A 24,148-nucleotide genomic window follows, 5' to 3' on the forward strand; every position below is an offset into this window, starting at 1 on the left:
CACTGATTGGCATTATGCCCAGCTGGAAAAAGAGAGTAAGAATGCGGGATCTGTTCGATGAAGTAGAGAGCAACGCCGCTGTCGCATTGGGAACGAGTGCTTTCGTGCTGCCGGGTTTTGCAATGCCTGACGAGAAAATGCTGCTTGATGGTATAGCTTCTTTGGAGTCGCGCTCGCCATTTCAGAAGATGAAAACACCGAGCGGCCTTGCAATGTCGGTCTCTCTTATCAATTGTGGAAAGTTCGGCTGGACGTCGAGCCGGTTCGGTTACAAATACTCCGAGGTCAATCCGGAGACGGGCAAGCCATGGCCAGAAATACCAGCAGGGTTTGCACATCTCGCCAGTCAAATCGCACTGACGGCTGGCTTCAAACGGTTCGAACCGAACACCTGTGTCATCAATCGGTATTTGCCGGGTGCAAAACTGTCTCTCCATCAGGATAAACACGAACGAAACTTGGAAGAGCCGGTCGTCACGATTTCATTAGGCATGACAGCGACATTTCTGTTTGGAGGGCATGAGCGCAGCGACAAGACGCTACGCACACTGCTACACCATGGCGACGCTGTTGTCTGGGGAGGAGAAGATCGGTTGCGTTACCATGGCATCCTACCGGTAGCAGATTACCCGCATCCAATCTTGGGAAGTCGCCGAATAAGTATCACGTTTCGAAAGGTTGATTGACGGCAGACGGTACACTTCAGGGTTAGCTTTGACCGGGTTGTCACGACTGCCGTCCGGTGATGCTTCTGACTTCCCCGATCTTGAGGAGTGCGACTGATGTACTGGTCGGATCGCATGTTGTCGTCGCTGCCCAATTCCCCAACTGCCAGGCGCCAGTTTACTTCGGGAAGAACTGGAGGCAGTCACTCGCGAGGGGCGGCCATCGACTATCCGGTGCGTTTGATTTCACCGGGAAACATGTTCCGTTACCTGGACCACATCCAAAGCGGCACCGTCTCAGCGATGGGTGGGTATGCGCGCAATCACCGCAGTGTTTGGATGTATGAGCAGATCACTCACGGGCAAGGCCTGACGATCCTGTGAAAGGATTTAACGGCTTCTACGCAGGCACTTGATTCCGTAGCCGCCGGGCTTGCCCGCGGAGGTGTATTTGAGATCGCTACCGCCAGCAAGCCGTGCTGCTACAGAGGGCGCACGGCAGGGGCGTTTGGCATGGCAGCAAGGCACCCGGTGGGTACGGTCTACTCGACTTGCGACAGCTTGGCGTCGTCACAGCCCGCAGCGCGGCATTCACGCTCAATGGCTTTGAGTATCACGATACGCGCCTCGGTCTTTTCGTTGGCGCAACCCAAGTAGAGCAGGCCGTCGTTGGAGCATGCGTTGTCACGGATTTTGATCCACTGGATCTGAGCATCTTTGACTTTTTTCTTTTGATCCGGGTTCAGAGCGCTCATGGTTTTCTTGTACTGTTCATTGATGTCCTGATCCGACTGAACCATTTTCAGCGACGCGCAGTATGTCCGGTCATAGGCGTTTCTAGGGCTGTCGCAGCTCATTGCAAAGGCCGATGCGGATGCCAGTGTCAGCAGTACGCCAATCAACGAAGACTTGATCACGTGTTTCTCTCCTTGAATGCCCTCTATGGGTTAGAAGGCGGGGCGAGAATTTATCATGAGACCCGAGGGGGCGATGAAAAACCAGATGTTTCGTTTCATGACACCGCTCACGTCGCGTGCGACACAGGCGGTGGAGTCTGGACGAGCTGCGGGGCCGTCGGCAGTGATGATGTCGACGGCCTCACTCTGGTTCAGTACCTGAAAGGCATCTGCACGATTGAACGTACTCTGATCACCAGGAATATTTCACGCTGGTCAGCAACGTACGGCGCATACCCGGATAGCACTCGTATGAGTCATCACAAGAAGCGACGTAGTCCGTGTCGAGCAAATTTTGCGCGTTCACCGAGACCGTCACGCTCTGGTTTATCGGGTAGCTCGCATCGGCATCGAACAGTGTGTAGTTGTCGATGTGGCAGGTGTTGGCGTTGTCGCCGTACAACACGCCGGTATACCGAACACTTCCGCCCAGGCTCAAGCCCTTCAACGCCGTGTCATGGAAGGTGTAGTTCAGCCACGCGGAGGCCATGTGTTTGGGCACGTTGGCCGGGCGATTGCCTTGGTCACCGTTGTTGCTCTTGGTGATCTCGGCGTGGGTGTAGGTGTAGGTGTAGGAGGCCAACAGTCCCAGTTCCGGTCCAGGCGGGCCTTGATTTCCGCCTCGATGCCCTTGGATTGTTGCTCGCCAGAAGCCACCGAGTATGGCGAGCCTTGTTCCCGGAGCAGTCACTGAGCCAAGAGCATGGACCCACACGGCAACTTGCAGCATGCGTGTCGGTGGAGCTCAGGCATGAGGATGGCGTACGGCAGTCGCAAACGAGTTTTGACTCAGGAAAGAAGCAAATTGGCTGGGAACATCGGGATGTATTCCTCTGCAATGAGCGACCGCTTTTAGCCGAAAGCTGCAAGTCACAGTTACCTGTGGTATGCCGTTCAATCGTCTGCAATGACTCGCGCTTGCCCAAGGATTCTGCTCGCATCCTGAGAGGGGGGAAGGCCGAACAGCTTCGCGTAGTCCCGGCTGAACTGGGTCGCGCTTTCATAGCCGACCTCGAACGCAGCCGCCATGACGCTCTTCGCATTCGCCACCATCAGTGTTCTGGCCTGGAGCAGGCGCACGCGTTTCTGATACTGCAACGGGCTCAGGTTGGTCACGGCCTTGAAGTGCCGATGAAACGCCGAGACGCTCATCGAGGCTCGCTCCGCCAGGCGTTCGACGCCGATGGGCTGAGCGAAGTCGCGGCGGATCCACTGGACCGCCAGGTTCACACGGGCCATCGCGCTGTCGGGCGCCGCGATCTCTCGCAGCATCCAGCCAAGGGGCCCCTGCAGCACGCGGAAAATGATTTCACGCTCGTAGACCGGGGCCAGGGCTGCGATGGCTGCCGGGTCACCTATCAGCCTCAACATTCGAACCCAGGCGTCCATCAGATCGGTAGTCATGGACGCGACTGAAAAGCCGGGCGTGTGATTGAGACGACTGGCAGGTTCGGGCAGGTCGGCAAACAACGTGGATAACACTGTCGGGTCGAGTGTCAGGCTGACGGCCAGATACGGCTCCCCAGTTTCGGCAGGATGCACCGAGCCCACGGCAGGCAGGTCGATGGACATCACGAAGTAGGTCGCGGGGTCATAGCGCAGCGTGCGGTCGCCCACAGTCATGCTTTTGCTGCCTTGCAGAATCACGTTGATCATCGGGTCATAGACCGCCGCGAGCATGTGCTCGGGGATCTTGCCCTTGACCATGGCCACGCGGGGAATGCCGGTTTCCGTTCGCCGGTTCTCCGCCTTGGCCGCGAGTGACCTGAGTTCGTTCAATTGATTGTCCATGCCGGGCATGCTGAGGGCAGACGCTGATGTGCTGCAAGTAAAAAGCAGAAACAGGCAGGTTTCGAGCAGAAACGGGTGCGCTCCGGGTTGGGGTGATCAGTACGCTGAGTCCTCATTCGAAGCACTGAGGATCAGCACATGAGCGTCATCGTCATTACGGGTGGAAGTCGCGGCATCGGTGCCAGTACCGCCGAGCACATTGCTCAACGGGGTATGGGTGTCATCCTGACCTACAACAGCCATCCGGAAGCAGCCGCTTCGGTCGTTGAACGTATCGAGCACGCGGGAGGCAAGGCCATCGCGCTGAAGCTTGATGTGGCTGACGTTGCAAGCTTCTCCGGGTTTCGCGAGTCAGTGGCACTGGCCTTGCACGAGACCTGGGGCGTCACCACGCTGAACGGTCTGGTCAACAATGCCGGCTATGGTCTGTTCAATCCCTTGGCCAGCGTCAGCGAAGCGCAGTTCGATGGCCTGTTCAATGTCCATCTCAAAGGCCCGTTCTTCCTCACGCAGACATTGCTGCCGCTGCTGGCGGACGGCGCGAGTATCGTCAACCTGACCAGCGCGACCACCCGCGTCGCCACGACGGGTGTTGCGCCTTACGCGGCGTTCAAGGGCGGGCTCGAAGTGCTCACGCGTTACATGGCCAAGGAGTTTGGCGAACGACGGATTCGGGCCAACGCCGTGTCACCCGGCGCGATCCGCACCGAGCTTGGCGGTGGCTTGAACGATGAGTTCGAGGCCTTGCTGGCGGGGCAGACTGCGCTGGGCAGGGTAGGTGAACCGGAGGACGTCGCACGCGTGATCGCCATGTTGCTGTCGCAGGACGGCGGCTGGATCAACGCCCAGACCATCGAAGTCGCGGGCGGCTACAACATCTGAGCCGCCGACAGCTACACCCTTTGAGGATTACGCAATGCTGGATCATGTCTTTTTGTCGGTCAGCGACATCACCCGCTCCATCCGTTTCTATGAAGCGGCGTTGGCGCCGTTGGGCATCACCGCGCGCCTGGACTACGACGGCAAGGACGGCCCGCCGGGGCATCCCGACCTCAAAGGCTTCGGCGCCCATGGCCGGATGTTTTTCTGGCTGCGTGAGGGGATCGTTGAAGGATGTGCCGCCCATGTGGGGTTCGTCGCCAAGAGCAAGGCTGAAGTGGACGCCGCTTACGCCGCGGCCATGAAAGAGGGCGCAGTCGACAACGGCGCGCCAGGCGCGCGTCTGCACTACGACCCGGATTACTACGCCGCCAATGTGCTGGACCCGGATGGGTACAGCCTCGAATTCGTTTATAAAAAATGGCAGCACGCCCAATGAGCGCACTACTGATCTACGGCGCCACCGGCTATACCGGCCGCATGGCCGCTGAACGAGCGAAAGCGCTGGGCCTGCGGTTCGAAATCGCCGGGCGCAATCACGCGCGTCTTACCGAACTTGCTGCGCAACTGGAGGTGCCGTTTCGGGTGTTCAATGCCGACGCGGATGTGGCGGGTTCGTTGTCTGGTATCTCGGTCCTGCTCAATTTCGCCGGCCCCTTTGCGCACACCGCAGAGCCGTTGATGCGCGCCTGTATCACGGCCGGGGTCGACTATCTGGATATCACCGCAGAGATCAACGTCTACCGACTGTCCGAGCAACTCGGCGCAGAAGCCGCTGCGCATCACGTCATGCTCTTGCCGGGTGTGGGTTGGGACGTGGTGCCGACGGATTCGCTGGCGGTGCATGTGGCCAGGCGTGTCGAGCAGCCTTGCGCACTGAGCATCGCGCTTCAAGTCCCAGGCTCGATGTCCCGTGGCTCGGCCATGAGCGTCAGCGAAATCATCGGGGCAGGGGTCATGGCGAGGGTCGATGGCGAACTGATCGCAACGCCTGACGCAACACCGCGTCATTTCGATTTCGGTGACGGCCCGGTCCTGTGCGTGCCGCTGTCGTTTGGTGATCTGGTGACGGGCTGGCACTCGACGGGCATTCCGAACATCGCGATGTTCGTGCACATTTCAGGCGATGCGTTTCCAGAAGGCGATCTCTCAAAACTGCCCGATGGTCCGACGCCCGAGGAAAGGGAGGCGCATCGTGCCCGAGCAGTGGTTGAGGTCATTGGCGTTGACAGAGTAATCGCCCGGTCGGTGATCGAAACCGTGAACGGCTATTCCTACACGCCTCTGGCGGCAGTGGAGGCAGCACGGCGGGTGCTGGACGGCGAGCGCCTGTCGGGTTTCGCTACACCGGCCAAGGTCTTCGGTGGAGGGTTTGCCGAGCGTATCGAGGGGACGTTGATCACCGATTTCTGAGGCCGTCGGGGCTGGCTTGCACGGCCTCGATCTTCCCCGAGTAGAATTCTGCCTGGGCCTTGATGACCGTATTCAGGTTTTCCAGGGGCCGGAGATACAGGGCGGTGAACGGGTGGGCTTTTTTCAAGTGATGCCTCGCATGGCTTTTACAAGCGCTCCCGCAACCCGGTTCTCGATGCCTCCTTCAGTGGCACCCGCCGCAAAAACAGCACCGCAAGCCGATGCATCACCATCGGTCACGCGGTAAACGGCAATGACGCTGCCAGGCCCGCATCCTGTGTGTCCGCATAGCGGCAGTCCGCCGTCGACTGAACCTTTCATCACGCCTAGTCCGTAGCCGGCTGTGATCCAGGGACGTCCAGACATCGGGCCGCCCAACGGTCGTGCTGTCTGCATTGCCTCAAGCAAGCCCTCAGAGAGAAGATTTCCGGCTAAAAGGCGATCCAGGAACAGCGCTGCTTGCGATACGGGGCCGGTCAGCAATCCGTGGTAGACCCATCCAGGGTCGTAATCAGGGAGGATTCCCGACGCAGTTGTTCTGAGATCTGCCCGCGTCTTCGCGAAGCTGACATCAGTAAGACCCAGAGGGATCAGCGCCCGCTGATTCACTGCCTCTTCAAGTGTCAGGTCAGTCATTTGTTGGATGAGCGTGCCGATCAGCAAGTAGCCAATATTCGAGTAGCGCCACCCCGTACCGGGGTCGTATCGAAGGCGAAGACCGTCAAGACGTTGCATCATTTCATCCGCCGACCAGGCAGGCTCATCGTTTGCGACGGCGGCGTGGTACTCCGCCAGTTCGCCGTAATCGGCCAGACCGGCCTCATGCCGGAGTAACTGGCGTAACGTGAAAGGCTGATTGAGAATCTCGTTGTCCAATCCGATACGTCCGTCACGCACCAATGTAAGCACTGTTGCAGCCAGTACGGTCTTGGTGAAGCTCCACCAGGGAACCCTCACGCGGGATGGTTCAGATGGGAGTGGCTTGCCATTTAGCATGAACGAGCTGAGCATTGGCGTCCTTGATGCGCTGGGTGGATCAACAGTTCGACACGATATCCCAGCCACTCACGAGAGTGAATTGAACGGATCCCATGAGGTATCCCTGAAGCAGCCCCAGGAGACGATCATGCTCAGTTATCTGTGGATCGGCGCAAATGATGTCGATGCATCCGTAGCCTTCTACGATTCAATCCTTCTGCCGTTGGGGTACGAAAAAGATTATTCCGAAGCGGTCAGCAGCTACTCGCTTGCCGACACCGTCGATAAACTCAATGGCCCGGGCACGGTGCATGTCGGCAAACCCTTCGATGGCGGGCCTGCCACGGCAGGTAACGGGATGATGCCGGCGTTTCGTGCCGGGTCTCGGGCCGAGGTCGACGCGTTGTACGCTGCCGCTCTGGCTCAGGGAGGAACGGACGAGGGCGCTCCAGGAACACGCGCCGCTTACACGCCCGATTTCTACGTGGCCTATCTGCGAGATCCGACCGGCAACAAGATTGCTGTATTCTTCAACGCCTGACAGACCCGGCCATGGCCGGTTACCGGAGACTGTCTGTCCGAACCCGATACAACATTGCTCAAGGATTTACACAATGGAGTCGACGCTGGAAACAGTCGCTCTTTTCTGCCTGAAACTGGCTTACGAAACAGAAGATCAAAGTCCCATCCTGCGTGATGATCTGATCATGGGTGACTACCAGCGTGATGTGTTCGAGCTGCTGGTGGCCAGGAAGGATGTGGAGGGCATTCAGCGCAAGCTTGACGAGTGTCTGCTGATGGCCCTTGACGCAATGGGCGGCGCCGACAAGCCGCTTGGGCGTGAGCTTCAGTACCTGTGCGCCGATCTCCACGCCGCTCAAACACTCGACTCGCTGGATGCGCCGTTAGGTTTGATCAAGGGCTATCTGCGACAGGTGGTGTAGGCACAACGTTGGCGGCGTGGAAGCCGCCGCCATCTGCAGTGCAAGACCTTTCGGCCCTCCGCCAGCAAGCGGGCGCGTGCGGGCGGATTCAGGGGATCACTTGATCAGCGGTACGCCACTGAGTTTCTGCAACTCGTCGAAGTCGATGTCAGAGCAGATCTCTACCACTTTCAGGCCATCTGCGGTGACTTCCAGCACGGCCAGGTCGGTGTAAATGCGGCTGACGCAACCGATCCCGGTCAACGGGTAGGTGCATTCGGGCACGATCTTGCTTTCGCCGGACTTGGTCAGATGGTCCATCATCACGAACACCTGACGGGCGCCAGTGGCCAGGTCCATCGCGCCGCCGACGGCCGGGATCGAACCTTCGGCGCCGGTGTGCCAGTTGGCGAGGTCGCCCTTGACCGACACCTGGAAGGCGCCCAGTACGGCGATGTCCAGGTGGCCGCCGCGCATCATCGAGAACGAGTCGGCGTGATGGAAAAAGGCACCACCGGTGAGCAGGGTGACGTGCTGCTTGCCGGCGTTGATCAGGTCATCGTCTTCCTCGCCCGGAGCCGGGCTTGGGCCCATGCCCAGCAGACCGTTCTCGCTGTGCAGGAATACTTCCTTGTCGCCCAGGTAGTTGGCCACCAGGGTCGGAGCGCCGATGCCCAGGTTGACGTACGCGCCTTCCTGAATGTCTGCGGCCACGCGCTGAGCCATTTCGGTGCGGGAGAGCTTTTTGGTAATGGTCATGGCAGGCCTCAGACAGCGTTGGCGATCGAAGAAGCGGCAGTGCCGGAAACGGCGACCACGCGCTGGACGAAGATGCCCGGAGTGATGATGTGCTCCGGGTCCAGTTCGCCGAGTTCGACGATTTGGTCGACCTGAGCGATGGCGGTCTTCGCGGCCATGGCCATGATCGGGCCGAAGTTACGGGCGGCCTTGCGGTAGATCAGGTTGCCCCAACGATCACCCTTGTACGCCTTGATCAATGCGAAGTCGGCGTGCAGCGGCATTTCCAGGACGTACTGGCGGCCGTTGATCTCACGGGTTTCCTTGCCTTCGGCCAGCAGGGTGCCGTAGCCGGTCGGCGAGAAGAACGCACCGATGCCCGAACCCGCTGCGCGAATGCGCTCGGCCAGGTTGCCTTGCGGCACTACTTCCAGCTCGATCTTGCCGGCCCGGTACAGTTCGTCGAAGACGTAGGAGTCGGACTGGCGCGGAAACGAGCAGACCACCTTGCGCACGCTGCCCGCCTTGAGCAGGGCCGCCAGGCCGATCTCGCCGTTGCCGGCATTGTTGCTGATGATGGTCAGGTCGCGGGCACCGGTGTCGATCAGCGCATCGATGAGCTCGGACGGCATGCCGGCAGTGCCGAAGCCTCCGACCATGATGGTTGAACCATCGGTGATCCCTTCCACCGCGCTGGCGATGGACTCGAACGTTTTATTGATCAAAGCGAGCTCCTGGGTGTTCCTGGAGTGTGGATTATCGATCTGGCCATCCCGCATTGAAGCGATCGGGCCATAGCGCTTGGCGTTGTTTGCTGCCTTGGGTTAAAGCGTGCCGCAAGATGGGGCAACAGTAGAGAGGCTTTGGCGGAATTTGTGCGGTTATCGAACGGTTGTGCGATTTACGAGCATTGCCGGGCTGATCTGTTCACAGTGCAGGCACCGAAGTTTTCGGCGCGTTGCTTTCAAGCGTGGTGATTCGACCCATCAGTACCTGCGGATTCAGTAATGAACGCTATTCTTGCCGTGGGGCCGAGGAGATCCGCAGATTCCCCACTACCTGAAGCCAATCATTGGAAGGCGAGGTACTTATGAGCCGCAGTTATCGTCGTCGCTTTGAAAAGACGTTTCCCAGGATTCTGGAGCGAGCCGGACGGCACTGCGGGTTATGTGGCGCGCAGTTCGAGTACAACGCCAGTGTATTCGCCGGCTTCAGCCGTGAAGACCGCGTGGTGCTGACAGGTGAGTGTTGCCGACCTGTGCTCTTCTCAGTGCATGCCACCGGCTTTTACCCCTCGTGCAACGGGCTGCCGATTCAGATGCAGCACGTCCAGCTGGAATTGCAATTGGGGTCCTGGGTACCGGCTGATGAGTCGGCCGAGGAAAAGTCAGCTGAGCGCACCGATCATTTGATCCGTTTCGATACATCGTCCCCGGCCTCCATGCACTCGGTAGAGACTGCGCCCTGGAAGGCAGATGACACCACATGGTTCATGGAAAACCCGACGCGTGCGCATCGTCTGAGACCTGCCTACGACGAGGAACTGACCGCGCTAACGGTACCGATCACCCCGGGGCTTCCTGAGGGCCATGGTTGGGAGATGCTGGTTCGGCACGTGGGGAAGGGGCGGTGTATTCGATTGGCCTTTTGCCGGGCCACACAGGCGGTGATTCCGGACCTTGAAGAGGTGATTCAGGGAATTTTCGAGGCTGTCAGCCGAACGGGCGCATCGGGGTTTATTCAGGCCGAAGACGTCGTGGAAATCATCAACCGCCACGGTCTGGCGGTTGAGTCCGATGGGGTCAGGCAGACGTGTTGACTCATTTGTACGCCGAGTCACGCGGGTTGATCGCAGTTTCAGCCATCTCTGCTGCCTGATTCTCTTGAAGAAGGTCGTCGCCTTTTTGGCCTCCGACGACAGCAGTTTCGTGAATGGCAGCGAAGTGTTTGTCGATGGCGGCATGGCGCAAGTCTGAGTCTGTTGCTCGGCTTCTCCTCACGCACCCGCCAGCCACAAAAAAGCCACCGGATTGATTCCCGTGGCTTTTCTGTTTGCTGCGACCTCAACTGGGCGGAGGTTGCGGTGTCATGTTGTCAGCAAGCTGGCGCTAAAGTCGGCAGCCGGATTTAGTGAAAGCGGATGCTCACTATGTCTGCGCGGTCTAGAAGCTCCCTTTCAACGTCACCATGTAGTTGCGCGGATCACCGTAATAGTTGCTGCCGGTGCGGTTACCGATGGTGGCGTAGTACGTGCGGTCAAACAGGTTGTTGCCGTTGAGCGCCACGCTCCAGTGATCGTCGATGCGGTATTGCAGGCGCGCGTTCCACAAGGCGTATCCGGCCTGTTCGGTCTTGAAGCCGCTGGCCAGGCGCGAGATTTCGCTCTGGGCGGTGACGCCTCCGCCCACGGTCCAGCGGTTCAGTTCGCCGTCCAGTTGGTAGTCGCTCCACAGGCGCAGCGAGTGGCGTGGAATCAGGGTGTTGTAGGTGGTGCCGTTGCTCACGGCGACGTTGAGGTTGTCCACCGGGCTCAGGGTTTCGGTGGTGGTGTAGGTGTAGCCTGCGCTGACCTGCAAGCGATCGAGGGGCGAACCGTTGAGTTCCAGTTCCACACCCTGGGCGCGGATCTTGCCGCTGTCGACCGAGCATGAATCGCAGATCGTCGCGTCGTCGACCGCAACGGCGGCGTGTTCCTGATAAGTCCGGAACAGGTTCGCCGAACCGTTGAGCGCGCCGTCGAACCACTCGCCCTTGATCCCCAGTTCGTAGTTCTTGCCGGTCTTGGGGTCGAGTACCTTGCCGCTGGCGTCGATGTCGGACTGGGGTTGGAACACGTCGGCATAGCTGGCGTACAGGGTCAGGTTCTGGGTGATGTCCAGCAGTACGCCGGCGAACGGTGTGACTTGGCCAGTCTCCCGACGCTCGTCGGTGGGCGCGACGCCAAATGCGTGGCTGTCGTTGGTGTAGTGCCAGTCGCTGACCCGCGCGCCGAGCACCAGCGTCAGGGGCTCAGCCAGTTTCAGACGCAGATTGCCATAGACACCCTGTTGCTTGACCGTGGTCTTGGCCGGGTAGGGCGCACCGCCACGGTAGCTGTTGTCGATGATGTAGCTGTCGCTGGGCTGGACGAAGTGCGTCGGGTTGAACACGTCCTCACGCTGCTGCATGAAGGCCAGCGCCCAGACGTCATGGCTGTGGGAATAGCTGGTGTTGGCGCCCACGGTCAGTTGATGCTCAAGGCCGAAGGCACGGAATTTGCCATCCAGGTAACCATCGAAACCGTAGTCCACCGAGTCGTAGTCGAACAGCGCGCCGATGGACTGGATCGACGAGGACGTCGCCCCTGGCGTTACCGTGCCGACGCCGACGCCTTGCACGTACTTCATGTTCTGCTGGTTGTGGGTCCAGGTTCCGGCCAGGCGTGCGTTCCAGTCATCGTTCAAGCGGTGCTTGACGTCGGCGAAAACGGTGGTGCGCTCGCTGTCCCAGTGGTTCCAGCTGGCACCCAGGCAGGTGGAGCGCTTGAGCTTGATGTCCGAGCCGTCGCTGTAGCTGGGCAAACCGCCGAAGCAGGGTGTGGCCTGCAGCTTTTCATAGGCGATCCCGATGCCGGCGGTGGTGTCGTCGTTGAAGTCATAATCCAGCGCGCCATAGGCCACCTGGTCTTCGCGCTTGCCGTAGTCGTAGAAGTAATGCCGGCTCTGCTCGCCGACAATCGCCCGGCCACGCAGGGTACCGGCTTCGTTGAGCGGGCCGCCGACATCGATTTGCGTGCGGTAGTTGTCCCAGGTCCCGCCCGACAGCGTGAGGGTGGTGGTCGGCGTGCTCTGGCCGCGCTTGCGCACCAGATTGACTGCGCCTGCCGGGGTGCCTGCGCCCTGCATCATGCCTGCGGCACCGCGCAGAAATTCCACGTGGTCGTAGAACGCCATGTCGCTGCTGAAGCTGTTGGCCTGCACGTAGTTGCCACCGACGTCCAGCGGCACGCCGTCGTACTGGAACGGCGCGTCCATCCTGAAACCGCGGGAGAAGAAATAGCTGCCACCCATGGGGGAGCCGGTGACGGTCACGCCCGGGGTTTGCCCCAGTACCTGCTCGATGGTGTTGAGGTTCTGGTCGTCCATGCGCTTGCGGGTGATGACGGTCACCGACTGTGGCGTTTCCTTGATGCTGTGTTCGCCCTTGCCCAGGGTGATCGCGCCGGTGGTGTACGAGCCCGTGCCTTCAGTGGTCGAGCCCAGACGGCTGTTGACGTTGATCGCGCTCAGTTCCATCGCCGACGTGTCTGCAGCCTGCAGGCGGTACTGATTGTCGCCGATCATCTGTGCGGCAAGACCGCTGCCGGCCAGCAGCAGGGTCAGGCCCGCATTGACTTCGTAGCGACCGTGCAAACCCTGGCTGTTGCGCCCTTGGGCCATCTCGCTGAGGCCCACCAGATAAATTCCCGACTCGCTGGCGAAGCGCGACAGCACGCTGCTCAAGGGGCCGGCAGGAATATCGTATTGGCGGGTGGCGGTTTCTGCGGCCAGCGCATGGGTGGCTGGCAACGAGCAGGCGGCGACGCTCAGCAGGGCGGTGCACAGGCCCAGCGGGGCGGCGAAGGGGGCGCGTTTGGGACGATACAGCATCGGTTCCTTGTCCTCGAGACAATGAGATGAGTAGGGATTCACTCCCTTAACCCGGCGAGGCGCTGAAAAGCGGAACCGCATCGGCAAAAAAAATCAGGTACTGGCGCGGCGTGCGCGAATGGTGGTCCACCACGGCAGGCGTCGGTCGATTTCGATCGGCAGAGACGAGGCGAGGATGGACAGTGCGGCGTCGACATCACGCACCGGCAGGGTGCCGAATACATTCAACTGCGCCACCGCAGGATCGATTGAGATGTGGCCGAACTGATAGCGCGACAGTTCTTCGAGCACCTGGCCCAGCGGAATGTCCTGAGCCAGCAACATGCCCCCGGACCACGCCCGCCTTGCAAGGTCTGCCGGGGCCGTCGGTGGCAACGGATCCACCGTGACGGTTTGTCGCTGACCCGCCGGAACGACCCGATGTTCGCTGCTGTCGGGACGGCTGACTTCAACTGCGCCCTTGAAAACCGTGAGATCGGTTTCCTGATCGCGCAATCGGACGCTGAATTCGGTGCCCAACGCCCGGAAGCGGCCTTGCGTGGTACTGACGATAAAGGGTCGCTCGGCATCGTGTGCCGTATCGATCAGAATCTCGCCCATGAGCAGGTGCACCAGGCGCTCGCTACCGGAGAAGTCCATATCAAAGGCCGTCGTGGTGTTTAACCAGACGCGGCTACCATCCGGCAATTGCACGTCCCTCAGCTCGCCAATACCGCTGCGGTAATCGGCGATCAGGCTGGCACCCCAGGTGGGCAGCGGCGTCAGGCGCCAGCTTGACCAGAAGGCACCGATGCCGGCGAGCAAACCGAGACTGCGCAACACGGCGCGGCGTCTGACGCGCTGGTGCGCCAGCAACAGATCGTCAGCAGCACGACGGCGGTCCGGCAGCTTTTGCAATGGATCGAAGCGCCGACTGATGGATTGCACGGCCTCCCATGCCTCACGATGGGCTGGGTCGGCCTCGATCCATCGACGCCAGGCTGCTTGCTGCGCCGGACCGACGTCGCCACAGCGTAATTCGGCATACCACTCGGCGGCCTGCTCCATGACCTTGAACCCGGACTGGGCAGGCATCAGTAGGGTGTCTCGGCGCAGAGCGCCGTCGCCTCGGACGCCGCCTGTAATTGCAGGCAGCCCAGCATCGCCCGCGCCACGTACTTGCGTACCATGCGATCGGACACGCCCAATTGTGCTGCCACTTCACGGTCAGTCATTTGACACACCACCGCCAGTACAAACGCTTGCGCGGCTTTGGCGGGCAGCTCGAGCAGCATCTGGCCGACCTCCTGCAAGGCTTGTAATACGGCCGCACTCTGTTCTGCCGACGGCGCGTAGCGCTCTGGTTGAGCGGCCAGGGTGTCGAGCCACGCCTGCTCGATCTCTCGCCTCTGCCAGAGGTTGATGCAGATACCATTCGCGATCTTGCGAAGATAGCCGCGAGCAGCCAGTGCGTTATCGAAAACAGGCTGCACAGGCTTGAGCAACAGTCTCACAAAGGTGTCCTGTGCCAAGTCCGCCGCATCGACACTCGACCCGAGACGCCAGCTCAGCCAGTGACGCAACCAGGCGTTGTGCTCAGCATAAAGGTGCTCGACAGACGCAGAAGGCGGGTTCGGCATTGATTTGACTTACCTGAGAAATACTATCGAAAGAGAATTGATATCACTTGTGCGGGATTATTGAGAGTTTGATACTGAAATGCAATTGGTTCATCCCTCGGGTGCCGTTCCATAAGCTCGCGCCCGAAGCCGGTGCGAAGAGAAGGCTCAAGGTAGGTTCACGGATTGGGAAGTGCTCCAGCAGCGGTGAACTCTTTTTCTGATGATCGATGCCTCGCGAATCCAAAACTGCGAGCCCTCCATTCAGTGGAGGAATGGCAATTTTCAGGAGACGAACCGGACACCCGGGCAAACATAAGTGTGATCTCTCAGACTCGACTTGTTCTTGGAAGACATCCTGCGGACTCTAACTCAGCGCCATGAGGGCGCTGAGTTCAGAAAAAACATGGATGAACACAGCCTTCACGCGGTATGCGGGACTAGAGTCTCGTTAATCAATTGCTCTGCCGGAATCATCGGCTTTCTGGTCATGCTCAGAATCACAATTGCACCGGTTACCAGCAGTCCGCCTGCAATGGCGAAGGCCCAGTTGTAGCTGCCCGTTTCGTTGATGACATAGCCCGTCACAACGGGAGCCAACATGCCGAAGATGTTCCCGCCCACCACGACGAATGCCATCGCCCGGCCCACATCGCCCGAGCTTGGGAGCATGTCGTTGAGCAATGAGAAGTTCAGTGATGTGGTCGAAGCAATCCCTGCCAGGGTGAGAGAGAAAATCAGCACCAGGAGGGCGATGTTGTCGGCGAACGGGATCAGCAGAATGCAGCTTGCGATCAGCATGGTCAGGGCGATGACGTTACGGCGTTTGCCAGAGGCGGCGCCACTGCCATTCTTCAGATACTGGTCGCTCAGCTTGCCGATCACAATGCACAGCACCACGGCGGCTGCATAAGGGATGGCCGTGAACAGGCCGCTCTTGGCAATGGTCAGGTGCCGTACTTCCTGCAAATAGCTTGGCAGCCAGGTCAGGAACAGATACTGGGTGTAGACGTTGCAGCCCTGTGCGATGGCCAAGCCCCACAGCGTTGGCGTTTTCAGCAGCTTTTTCAGCCCATAGGCGGTAGTGGAACCGTTGCCTGCCGAGCTGGTGGCGCGGGTAGCGACGATGTGTTCGCGTTCCCCTTCGGCCAGCCATTTCACCTTCTCTGGTTTGTCGTAGAAGAAATACCAGGCCACCAGCCAGACAAATCCAATGGCACCCGCGATCACGAACGACATGCGCCATCCGAATGCTGCCACCAGTGCAGCCAGCACCACTGAGCAAATGGCTGGGCCAGCGTAGGAGCCGCTGTTGAAGATGGCGGTGATGGTGCCGCGTTCGGTGCTGGGAATCCATTCACGGATGACTTTTGCACCTACTGGATTGCTGACCGATTCACCAGCGCCCATGACCAGGCGTGCAGTCAGCAAGCTGGCGAAGCTGGAGGCGGCTCCGGTCAGCGCCGTAGCCAGAGACCAGATGAAAATACCCAGGCCACCGACGCGTTTGACGCCGTACTTGTCGATCAGCAGACCGACTGGAATCAGGAACAGCGCGTAGCTCCAGATGAAGGACGAGAACAGATAGCCCATCCCCACGGACGAGAGGTGGAACTCTTCGGCGATAGGTTTGGCGGCGATGGAAAGCGCGATGCGATCCATGTAATTGATCATGGCCAGGGTGAAAAGGAAGACGGCTATCCAGCCTCGACGGTATGACATGTGGTCACCATTATTTTGATTGTGGTGTGCGTAACCAAGCTTCAGGCATGGGGTTGTGTTCAGGCGGACACGCATGCGGGAGCGCGTTTGTTTTGCTGGATTCAAAATGAACTTTGTAACGATATAAGTCAATCTGCGTTTCGTGAAAAGCAGATGAAGCCGACGACTAACTTGGGGCCTCAGTTGCGGATCGGCGGGCAGCAGGGAGCGCACGCGATCTGGAAAGATCGCGTGACAGCTCTGGAAGAAGGGGCGGTAGGGATTATTCGAAGAGAGCGGGGTCGACTTTGTGGCGTCGTGCCTGTTCCAGATGGCGGCGCATTTGATCGGCAGCGGCCAAGCGGTCGCCTCGTTCCAGGCAATCAAGAATCGCGAGGTGCTCTTCGGCCTGTCCTTTACGAGGGGTACGTGAGCTGGCTTGGCGGTATTCCACAAGGCGGCGCAATTGGTCGAGCCGACGCACGGTTTGCTGCAGGAAGCGGTTTCCGGAGCAAGCGGCCAAGGTCTCATGGAAGTGAGAGTTGGCTTCGAAAAGCTCCTGCGGAGTCATCGTCAGATACCCACCATTGGCGATGAACTCTTGCTGTCGACGACAGGCCGCCAATGTCTCGCGGTCAATCTGAAAGGTCGGCGACAGAATCCCGGAGGGTTCGATGGTCGCGCGGAAGGAGTAGCTTTCCTCGTAGGCCTCAACGGAGTCGATCATGGGCAGCAGACGCCATCCCTGACCCGCGCGTTGCTCAACCCAGCCTTCCTGTTGAATGCGTGACAACACAGCGCGCAGCGCTGCTCTGGAGACGTCGAACTGACGCATGAACTCGATCTCGGTGAACAGCTCCGGAAGCTGTCGACTGAGGCGTAGTTCAGCGAACTTCAGGTACAGAGGATCGTCAGTGTCCTCCATGACCTCGGACACCAGATCACCCAGATCATCACTTGCCCGGGCCAGGAAGAAGCCTCTGTTGCGGTCATAGGTCAGCATGCCTTTCTCAACCAGGTGACCCATGGCGAACTTGACCGGCGTGCGTGACACGTTGAGCGTCGCGGCCAACTGAGACTCGACCAGGTGATGACCAACGGCGAAGCGTTCACGGCGTACGTGAGAAACGATGTCACGCGCTATGCGTGCTTGCAGCGGGCTTAAAGGCATTGGATCGGGAACCAGGAGAGCTGAACCAGAGGCCTGCATTCTAACGCGTCATCTTGTGCAGCGGCAGAGAGCGTTTCCGATCTTTGCCGCTGTGCTGGTGCCGGCGTTCATCGCACCTGATAGAGCGGGAAGGCACCGAACAGAAGGCCACCCGCCAGCAGGCCGAAGCTTGCGAGAATCGCCCATTTCAGCGCGAAGCGCTGATGGTCTCCCAAGTCCACCTTTGCCATGGCAACCAACAGATAAAGTGAAGGTACCAGCGGGCTTAAAAGGTGCACGGGCTGGCCAACGACCGAAGCGCGGGCAATCTCCAGCGGAGTAATGCCGTACTGCGCGGCTGTCTGAGCAATGACGGGCAAGATCCCGAAATAGAACGCGTCGTTCGACATGAAGAAGGTGAACGGCAGGCTGACGATGGCGGTAAACACTGCCAGGAACGGCCCAAAGCTTGGCGGTATCACGTACAGCAGGCTCTTGGCCATGGAGTCCACCATGCCGGTGCCTGACAGGATCCCGGTGAATATGCCGGCTGCGAAAATAACGGCTGTCACCGCGAGTACGTTGGCTGCGTGAGCCGCAATCCGTGCCTTTTGATCTTCGATTTTCGGGTAATTGAGCATGATGGCGATGGCAAAGCCGACCATGAACAGGATCTGAATCGGCATCAGGCCCAGAATCAGGCAGGTGATCAGCGTCAGGGTCAGAATGAGATTCGGCCAGAACATGTTCGGACGGCGATTTCCGTCACATTCTTCGGCGGAACCGTTACCCAGTGCCATGGAGCCGTTGTGGAAGTCATCCAGATGGATGATTCCCAGTCGTGCACGCTCTTTTCGCCCCAGGATCACAGCGGTGAACACCAGGCAGGCAGCACCGATGAGCATGCCTGGAATCATGGGGAGGAAAATGTCCATCGCATCGACATGAAGGGCGGCAGCAGCGCGTGCAGTCGGGCCACCCCACGGTGAGATATTCATGATCCCGCTGGCGATGTTGACCAGGCACGTCATGCCCAGAACGCTCATGCCCAGACGCTGATACAGCGGCAGGAAGGCAGCGCACGCAATCATGTAGGTGGTTGAGCTGTCGCCATCCAGCGACACCAGCATGGTCAGCACCGCCGTACCGACCAACACCTTCAAAGGGTCGCCTTTCACCAGCTTCAGAATGAAGCGCACCAGCCCGTCGAACAGGCCCGCATCGATCATGATGCCGAAGTACAGGATCGAGAAGGTCAGCATGACGCCCGTAGGCGCCAGGGTTTTCACGCCGTCGAGCATCATCCCGCCCAGGCCAGCGTAATGACCTCCGATCAGTGCGAACAGGATAGGGATCAGTATCAGAGCGATCAGCGCCGAGAGGCGCTTGGTCAGGATCAGGTACATGAAACAGATGACCATCGAAAAGCCGAGGATTGTCAGCACGGTCGAACTCCCATTTTTCTTATGTTTGTTTTTTACCGCGTCCGGCTGAGGGGAGGGCGGCATGTCCGATTTCGGGGTGGATGACTGAACCGGATGAATCAATATTGACCTATATCGTTACAAAGTGCAATATCGCCTCACAAAAACATCGCCTGTACAGCCTGTGAGGATTTGCCAATGCCTAATTCAAAGGGTCGAACCATTTCTGCCAATGGCGTCGATTACCGTGTCAGTGATATCCGTGGGGTCGTGACGGACCTGGGCGGTGATTACGCGAAACTGCCTTACAGCCTGCGGATCCTCGCCGAGAACGTGTTGCGTGGTGAGGCGGATCCTGAGGCCGCACTCAAGGTCATCTGCGCCCGCTCCAAAGAATTCGATATTCCGTTTCGTCCGGCTCGCGTCGTCCTGCAGGATCTGCTCGGTACGCCGGCGCTGGTTGACCTCGCAGGTCTGCGTGACGCCGTCGCTGCTCAAGGCGGCAACCCGCGCTTGGTGAACCCTGTCACTCCGACCCACCTGGTCGTGGATCACTCGCTCAACGTAGAACGTTGGGGCGATGCCAGTGCGCTCGCCGATAACGAAGCCATTGAGCGTGAGCGCAACGCCGAGCGCTTCCAGTTCCTGGACTGGTGCAACAAGGCATTCAGCAATCTGTCGATCATTCCTTCGGGCAAAGGCATCCTTCACCAGATCAACCTGGAGCGCCTGACCACTGTTGTCGGTACTCAGCGCCGTGACGGTGAGCTGTGGGCATTCCCGGACACTTTGGTCGGCACCGACAGCCACACCACCATGATCAATGCCATTGGCGTACTGGGTTGGGGTGTCGGTGGTATCGAGGCTGAAGCCGCGATGCTGGGTAAATCCCTGATGCTTCGTTTGCCTGAAATTGTCGGTGTGCGTCTGGAAGGCACCCTGCCTCAGGGCTACCTGGCAACGGACATCGCCCTGGCTCTGACCGAGCTTCTGCGTAAAGCGGGCGTGATTGGCGCGTTCCTGGAGTTCTTCGGCCCAGGCGTTCCTCAATTGTCCCTGGCTGACCGTGGCACGCTGTCCAACATGGCGCCTGAGTTCGGTGCAACAGCAGCGATGTTCGCGATTGACGACCGTACGCTGCACTACCTGCGTATGACTGGTCGTGGCGGTCAGATCTCGGGTCTGACTGAAGCCTACGCGCGGGCTCAAGGTCTGTGGCATGACAGCCTTGGCGAGGTTGAGTACAACCGTGTGGTTACCCTGGATCTCGGCACGGTGGCGCGTTCCATCGCCGGCCCGAAACAGCCTCACCAGCGTATCGTGCTGGGTCAGAAGGCGCCGGCAACTCATCTGCCAACGGGGCTGGATAACGGTTCAGTCGTATTGGCTGCCATCACCAGTTGCACCAACACCTCCAACCCACGTGGTGTGATCGCCGCTGGTCTGGTAGCACGCAACGCCCGCAAGCGTGGCCTGAAGCGCGCTCCATGGGTCAAAACTTCGTTTGCGCCAGGTTCGATGGTGGTGGCTGATTACCTGGAGCGTTCGGGTCTGAACCACGATCTGGATGCACTGGGCTTCAACCTGGTTGGCTACGGGTGCACCACTTGTAACGGCATGTCGGGCCCACTGCTGAGTCCTGAGATCGAAGAAGAGATCCGCACCCGCAAGCTGGAAACCGTGGCTGCGACCTCCGGTAACCGTAACTTCGAAGGCCGTGTTCACCCGCTGGCTCGCGAAGTGTTCATCATGTCGCCGCCGCTGATCGTTGCTTACGCCATTGCCGGTACCTACCTGATCGACCCGGAAAAAGACGCGCTGGGTGTGGATGACAACGGTGTGCCTGTCTACCTGCACGAGCTGTGGCCAAGCGACGAGGAACTGACCTCTATCGAGGCTGAAAACCTCACCGCCGACCTGTTCGACAAGGCGTATGAAGACGTCCCTCGCGAAGCCGGCCTGATTGCCAGCGACCTGCGCGCCGGTGTCAGCGACCAGTACGCGTGGCAGGCGAACAGCACCTACATCCGCAAACCTCCGTACTGGAGCGATGCGGTGACGGCCACTGACACCACTAAAGACCTGAGCAACATGCGCGTCCTCGCCATGCTGTCGGACAACATCACCACCGACCACATTTCTCCATCGGGTGCGATCCTGCCGGAAAGTGATGCTGGCCAATACCTGCAATCGCACGGCATTGCGGTGCCTGACTTCAACTCCTACGGCACACGTCGCGGCAACCACGAGGCTGCGCAGCGCGCCACCTTCGCCAGCCCGCGCCTGAAGAACGAGCTGCTCGAAGACCGTCGTGAAGGCCCATGGACGCTGCTGCTGCCTGAGAAAGAGGTCACCACGATCTTCCAGGCTGCCGAGATCTACGCAGATCGCAAGCAGTCCCTGATCGTTGTCGCCGGCAAAGAGTATGGCAGTGGTTCCTCCCGCGACTGGGCAGCCAAAGGCCCACGCCTGCTGGGTGTACGTGTCGTGGTAGCTGAGAGCTTCGAGCGTATCCACCGCACCAACCTGGCAGGTCTCGGCATTCTCCCGCTGCAGTTCGAGCAAGGCGTCTCGCGTCAAAGCCTGGGTCTGAGTGGCCGCGAAACTTTCAGCGTCGAAGGCATCGCCGATGACTTCCAGCCAGGTGCCAAGGTCACTCTGGTGATCGAACGCGAAAACGGCGAAACCGAACGCGTCACTGTCGTGAGCCGTCTGGATACCTTCGAGGACGTTCGTTACTTCCGCAGCGGTGGTCTGTTGCCGCAGTTGCTGATCGAAAGCATGAAGAACGCATCCGCCCACTGATGCGCCGCCGATTTGTCGCAGGAGATATCAAATGACTCAAAGACGTATTCCAGCCGTTTACATGCGTGGCGGCTCCAGCAAGGGTGTGTTCTTTCTCGACAAGGATCTGCCGCCTGCAGGCCAGGAGCGAGATGCCATTCTGCTCCGCGTGATCGGCAGCCCGGATGTGTACGGCAAGCAGATCGACGGGATGGGTGGTGCGACCTCCAGCACCAGCAAGGTGGTGATCATCGGTAAATCCAGTCGCGAAGATTGTGACGTTGATTACCTGTTCGGGGCTCCGGCCATCGAGACGTCAGTCATCGACTGGTCGGGCAACTGCGGCAACCTGAGCTCGGCTGTCGGCCCATACGCCATCTCTGAAGGTCTGGTAGATGCGCCTCGCGATGGCATCGCCGTCGTCCGTATCTGGCAGGCCAATATCCAGAAGCGCATCATCGCGCATGTGCCTGTGCGCAACGGTGAGGTTCAGGAAGAAGGTGATTTCGTACTCGACGGTGTGGCGTTCCCCGCTGCTGAAGTCGTGCTGGAGTTTCTCAAGCCAGGAGGCTCGGGGGGCAGCATCCTGCCGACGGGCAACGCCATCGACGAACTGGACATTCCAGGCGTTGGCAATATACCCGTTACGTTGTTGAACGCTGGTAACCCTACCATCTTCATTGAAGCTGACCGAGTGGGCCTGAAGGGCACCGAAACTCAGGATCAGGTGAATGGTGATGCTGAGTTGCTGGCACGCTGCGAAACCATCCGTGCTCACTGCACCGTTGCCATGGGGCTGGCGGCTACCGCCGAAGAGGCAACGCGTCTGCGTCCGCACACGCCGAAGCTGTGCTTTGTGGCCAAGCCTCAGGCCTATCAGGCTGCAGGCGGCAAGCTTGTTGAGCCTGGCGATATCGATGTGATCGCCCGCATCTTGTCGATGGGCAAGCTGCACCATGCGATTACGGGTACTGGTGCAGTCGCGGTTGCCGTTGCGGCAGCGCTCGATGGCACGCTGGTAAATCGTATCGTGGGTGACATCGGGGATCGCCAAGTTCGCATGGGGCATACCGCTGGCAGCGTTGCAGTAGGCGCGAAAACTGTGCTGGAAGATGGTGCCTGGAGTGTGGACAAGGCTGTGATGAGCCGCAGTGCTCGCCGACTGATGGAAGGCTGGGTACGGATTCCTGAAGTCCTCTGATCCGGCCCGTGCTCATGCTGGCTTGCGTCCGGCATGAGCACACCCCCTGTTCAATAATAAAAACAACAGAGAACCACACCATGAGTTCATCCGAACTCCCGCGTCACTCGATGCTCCGCCGTCAATTCATCCAGCTTTCTGCGCTCGCGGCAGGCGGTGTATTGGCTGGTGGCTTCACCCTCCCGGCACACGCTGCTGCTACCCGTGATGAAAGCAAAATGACCAATAAAAAACTGTCGCAGACCCCTCGGTTTGCCTACGTTGGATCACGCACAACCAAAGAGCGCAATGCCCGTGGCGTAGGCATTACCGTATACCGTTATGCGCATGAAACTGGCGCGTGCACACTTGTTCAGACGCTCAATGAACTGGTGAATCCATCGTTTTTGACCTTTGATCACTCGCAGACCCATCTTTACTGCGTGCATGGTGATCTCAGCGAGGTGAGCGCGTTCGCCATCGATGCGAAGACCGGTGAGCTGACCAAGCTCAATACGGTTGGTACCCAAGGCAAGAACCCCGTTCATCTCAGCGTTGATCCGACCGGTAAGTTCTTGGCTGTTGCGAACTACGCCACTGGCGGCTTTGCGATCTTCCCGATTCAGGATGATGGTAGCCTCGGCGAGTTGGCTCATCTGGAGTCGCTGCCTGGCGAACCTGGGCCACATAAAGTGGAGCAAAGCAGCTCTCATCCCCACATGATTCCGTTTGACCCGTCCGGACGATTCCTGGTCATCCCCGACAAAGGGCTGGATGGGGTCTTCGTATATCGCGTGCAGCAGAACAACGCGACGTATGGTGCTACCCAGGTCAGCATGGTCAAAGCACGAGAAGGCTCGGGCCCGCGCCACGTGGTGTTTACACCGGCAGGGAAGAACGCTTACGTCGTAAACGAACTCGACAGCAGCGTCACTGGCTACGCCTACGATCCTGAGCAAGGTTCGCTCAAACCTCAGGAGATCGTCTCCACGCTGCCGTCGAACTTCACAGGCAATAGCCGTGCAGCGGCCATCGTCATGGCGCCGTCTGGAAAATACCTCTACGTATCGAACCGGGGCCACGACAGCGTGACGACTTTCGCACTGGAGGACAGCGGGGTATTTGCTGCCAAAGCTCACACTTCTTCCCAGGGGCGCAAACCTCGCTTCATGAACCTGACGCCGGATGGCAAGCGCCTGTTTGTCGCCAACGAAGAGACAGACACCATTGTCGGCTTCGACGTCGACCAGGCTTCCGGAGCGCTTGCAGCAAACGGCCAGGTCATCAAGACCGGCAGCCCGGTGTGCATGATCTTCAAAACTGTCTGATTGACCGGCCCC

General features: G+C 59.4%; 23 protein-coding genes and 1 pseudogene. 11 read left to right on the forward strand and 13 right to left on the reverse strand.

Translation table 11 applies throughout. The features are described from left to right. Positions 1 to 41: 41 nt before the first annotated feature. The gene (gene alkB / locus ACIPL0_RS15120; protein ID WP_400598271.1) at positions 42 to 686 is read left to right on the forward strand and encodes a DNA oxidative demethylase AlkB; all 645 of its coding nucleotides are present in this window, start codon (positions 42 to 44) and stop codon (positions 684 to 686) included. A 96-nt stretch (positions 687 to 782) separates the two neighbouring features. Next, positions 783 to 1,049, forward strand: a complete 267-nt coding sequence (locus tag ACIPL0_RS15125) for a hypothetical protein (protein ID WP_400598273.1) — start codon at positions 783 to 785, stop codon at positions 1,047 to 1,049. 158 nt (positions 1,050 to 1,207) lie between these two features. Here ACIPL0_RS15125 and ACIPL0_RS15130 read toward each other — a convergent pair whose 3' ends face one another. From ACIPL0_RS15130 to ACIPL0_RS15140, 3 genes and pseudogenes are all read right to left on the reverse strand, one after another. Further along, entirely contained in the window at positions 1,208 to 1,582 is a 375-nt protein-coding gene (locus tag ACIPL0_RS15130) for a lysozyme inhibitor LprI family protein (protein ID WP_400598274.1), read from the reverse strand. Positions 1,583 to 1,814: 232 nt separating this feature from the next. Further along, a pseudogene (locus ACIPL0_RS15135) lies at positions 1,815 to 2,284 on the reverse strand (TonB-dependent siderophore receptor); the annotation flags it as partial. Positions 2,285 to 2,515: 231 nt separating this feature from the next. Beyond that, the gene (locus tag ACIPL0_RS15140; protein ID WP_400598276.1) at positions 2,516 to 3,412 is read right to left on the reverse strand and encodes an AraC family transcriptional regulator N-terminal domain-containing protein; all 897 of its coding nucleotides are present in this window, start codon (positions 3,410 to 3,412) and stop codon (positions 2,516 to 2,518) included. Positions 3,413 to 3,550: 138 nt separating this feature from the next. Here ACIPL0_RS15140 and ACIPL0_RS15145 point away from each other — a divergent pair, with 138 nt between their 5' ends. The 3 genes from ACIPL0_RS15145 to ACIPL0_RS15155 are packed head-to-tail and all read left to right on the forward strand — an operon-like array spanning position 3,551 to position 5,704. Then, entirely contained in the window at positions 3,551 to 4,294 is a 744-nt protein-coding gene (locus ACIPL0_RS15145; protein ID WP_400598278.1) for an SDR family NAD(P)-dependent oxidoreductase, read from the forward strand. A 34-nt stretch (positions 4,295 to 4,328) separates the two neighbouring features. Next, positions 4,329 to 4,730, forward strand: a complete 402-nt coding sequence (locus tag ACIPL0_RS15150; protein WP_400598280.1) for a VOC family protein — start codon at positions 4,329 to 4,331, stop codon at positions 4,728 to 4,730. Continuing rightward, a complete protein-coding gene (locus ACIPL0_RS15155; protein ID WP_400598282.1) occupies positions 4,727 to 5,704 on the forward strand; it encodes a saccharopine dehydrogenase family protein in 978 nt (325 codons plus the stop codon). The genes ACIPL0_RS15150 and ACIPL0_RS15155 overlap by 4 nt, the downstream gene beginning before the upstream one ends. 123 nt (positions 5,705 to 5,827) lie before the next feature. Here ACIPL0_RS15155 and ACIPL0_RS15160 read toward each other — a convergent pair whose 3' ends face one another. After that, positions 5,828 to 6,715 carry a serine hydrolase domain-containing protein gene (locus ACIPL0_RS15160; protein ID WP_400598284.1) on the reverse strand — a complete coding sequence of 296 codons (888 nt, stop codon included), beginning with the start codon at positions 6,713 to 6,715 and terminating at the stop codon, positions 5,828 to 5,830. 115 nt (positions 6,716 to 6,830) lie between these two features. Here ACIPL0_RS15160 and ACIPL0_RS15165 point away from each other — a divergent pair, with 115 nt between their 5' ends. After that, positions 6,831 to 7,223, forward strand: a complete 393-nt coding sequence (locus tag ACIPL0_RS15165) for a VOC family protein (RefSeq protein WP_400598286.1) — start codon at positions 6,831 to 6,833, stop codon at positions 7,221 to 7,223. 73 nt (positions 7,224 to 7,296) lie between these two features. Next, positions 7,297 to 7,626, forward strand: coding sequence for a hypothetical protein (locus ACIPL0_RS15170; RefSeq protein ID WP_400598288.1), 330 nt, complete (start codon positions 7,297 to 7,299; stop codon positions 7,624 to 7,626). Positions 7,627 to 7,722: 96 nt separating this feature from the next. Here the strand turns inward: ACIPL0_RS15170 and ACIPL0_RS15175 are convergent, their stop codons facing one another. Next, positions 7,723 to 8,364, reverse strand: coding sequence for a 3-oxoacid CoA-transferase subunit B (locus ACIPL0_RS15175; RefSeq protein ID WP_400598290.1), 642 nt, complete (start codon positions 8,362 to 8,364; stop codon positions 7,723 to 7,725). A gap of 8 nt (positions 8,365 to 8,372) precedes the next feature. Next, a complete protein-coding gene (locus tag ACIPL0_RS15180) occupies positions 8,373 to 9,068 on the reverse strand; it encodes a 3-oxoacid CoA-transferase subunit A (protein ID WP_400598291.1) in 696 nt (231 codons plus the stop codon). Between the two features lie 365 nt (positions 9,069 to 9,433). On the opposite strand from ACIPL0_RS15180, the gene ACIPL0_RS15185 reads away from it, so the two are divergent. Then, entirely contained in the window at positions 9,434 to 10,162 is a 729-nt protein-coding gene (locus ACIPL0_RS15185; protein WP_400598293.1) for a hypothetical protein, read from the forward strand. 1 nt (position 10,163) lies between these two features. Here the strand turns inward: ACIPL0_RS15185 and ACIPL0_RS15190 are convergent, their stop codons facing one another. From ACIPL0_RS15190 to ACIPL0_RS15220, 7 genes are all read right to left on the reverse strand, one after another. Further along, positions 10,164 to 10,313, reverse strand: coding sequence for a hypothetical protein (locus tag ACIPL0_RS15190; RefSeq protein WP_400598294.1), 150 nt, complete (start codon positions 10,311 to 10,313; stop codon positions 10,164 to 10,166). A 192-nt stretch (positions 10,314 to 10,505) separates the two neighbouring features. Continuing rightward, entirely contained in the window at positions 10,506 to 12,971 is a 2,466-nt protein-coding gene (locus tag ACIPL0_RS15195) for a TonB-dependent siderophore receptor (RefSeq protein ID WP_400598296.1), read from the reverse strand. Between the two features lie 93 nt (positions 12,972 to 13,064). Further along, positions 13,065 to 14,045: a FecR domain-containing protein gene (locus ACIPL0_RS15200; protein ID WP_400598297.1), complete on the reverse strand. Its 981-nt coding sequence runs from the start codon at positions 14,043 to 14,045 to the stop codon at positions 13,065 to 13,067. Continuing rightward, positions 14,045 to 14,590, reverse strand: coding sequence for a sigma-70 family RNA polymerase sigma factor (locus ACIPL0_RS15205; protein WP_400598299.1), 546 nt, complete (start codon positions 14,588 to 14,590; stop codon positions 14,045 to 14,047). Before ACIPL0_RS15205 ends, ACIPL0_RS15200 begins: the two co-directional genes overlap by 1 nt. A 402-nt stretch (positions 14,591 to 14,992) precedes the next feature. Then, the gene (locus ACIPL0_RS15210; RefSeq protein ID WP_400598300.1) at positions 14,993 to 16,423 is read right to left on the reverse strand and encodes an MFS transporter; all 1,431 of its coding nucleotides are present in this window, start codon (positions 16,421 to 16,423) and stop codon (positions 14,993 to 14,995) included. Between the two features lie 130 nt (positions 16,424 to 16,553). After that, the gene (locus ACIPL0_RS15215) at positions 16,554 to 17,480 is read right to left on the reverse strand and encodes a GntR family transcriptional regulator (protein WP_400598302.1); all 927 of its coding nucleotides are present in this window, start codon (positions 17,478 to 17,480) and stop codon (positions 16,554 to 16,556) included. A gap of 68 nt (positions 17,481 to 17,548) precedes the next feature. After that, entirely contained in the window at positions 17,549 to 18,865 is a 1,317-nt protein-coding gene (locus ACIPL0_RS15220) for a CitMHS family transporter (RefSeq protein ID WP_400731552.1), read from the reverse strand. A 177-nt stretch (positions 18,866 to 19,042) separates the two neighbouring features. On the opposite strand from ACIPL0_RS15220, the gene ACIPL0_RS15225 reads away from it, so the two are divergent. The 3 genes from ACIPL0_RS15225 (at position 19,043) to ACIPL0_RS15235 (ending at position 24,136) form a co-directional block, all read left to right on the forward strand. Continuing rightward, positions 19,043 to 21,649, forward strand: coding sequence for an aconitate hydratase (locus ACIPL0_RS15225; protein ID WP_400598304.1), 2,607 nt, complete (start codon positions 19,043 to 19,045; stop codon positions 21,647 to 21,649). 31 nt (positions 21,650 to 21,680) lie between these two features. After that, the gene (prpF, locus tag ACIPL0_RS15230) at positions 21,681 to 22,829 is read left to right on the forward strand and encodes a 2-methylaconitate cis-trans isomerase PrpF (protein WP_400598306.1); all 1,149 of its coding nucleotides are present in this window, start codon (positions 21,681 to 21,683) and stop codon (positions 22,827 to 22,829) included. A gap of 80 nt (positions 22,830 to 22,909) precedes the next feature. Continuing rightward, on the forward strand, positions 22,910 to 24,136 hold the full coding sequence (locus ACIPL0_RS15235) for a lactonase family protein (protein ID WP_400598308.1): 1,227 nt from the start codon (positions 22,910 to 22,912) through the stop codon (positions 24,134 to 24,136). Positions 24,137 to 24,148: the final 12 nt, after the last annotated feature.

The sequence above is a fragment of the Pseudomonas sp. NPDC090208 genome (assembly GCF_044746785.1).
Lineage (GTDB): Bacteria > Pseudomonadota > Gammaproteobacteria > Pseudomonadales > Pseudomonadaceae > Aquipseudomonas.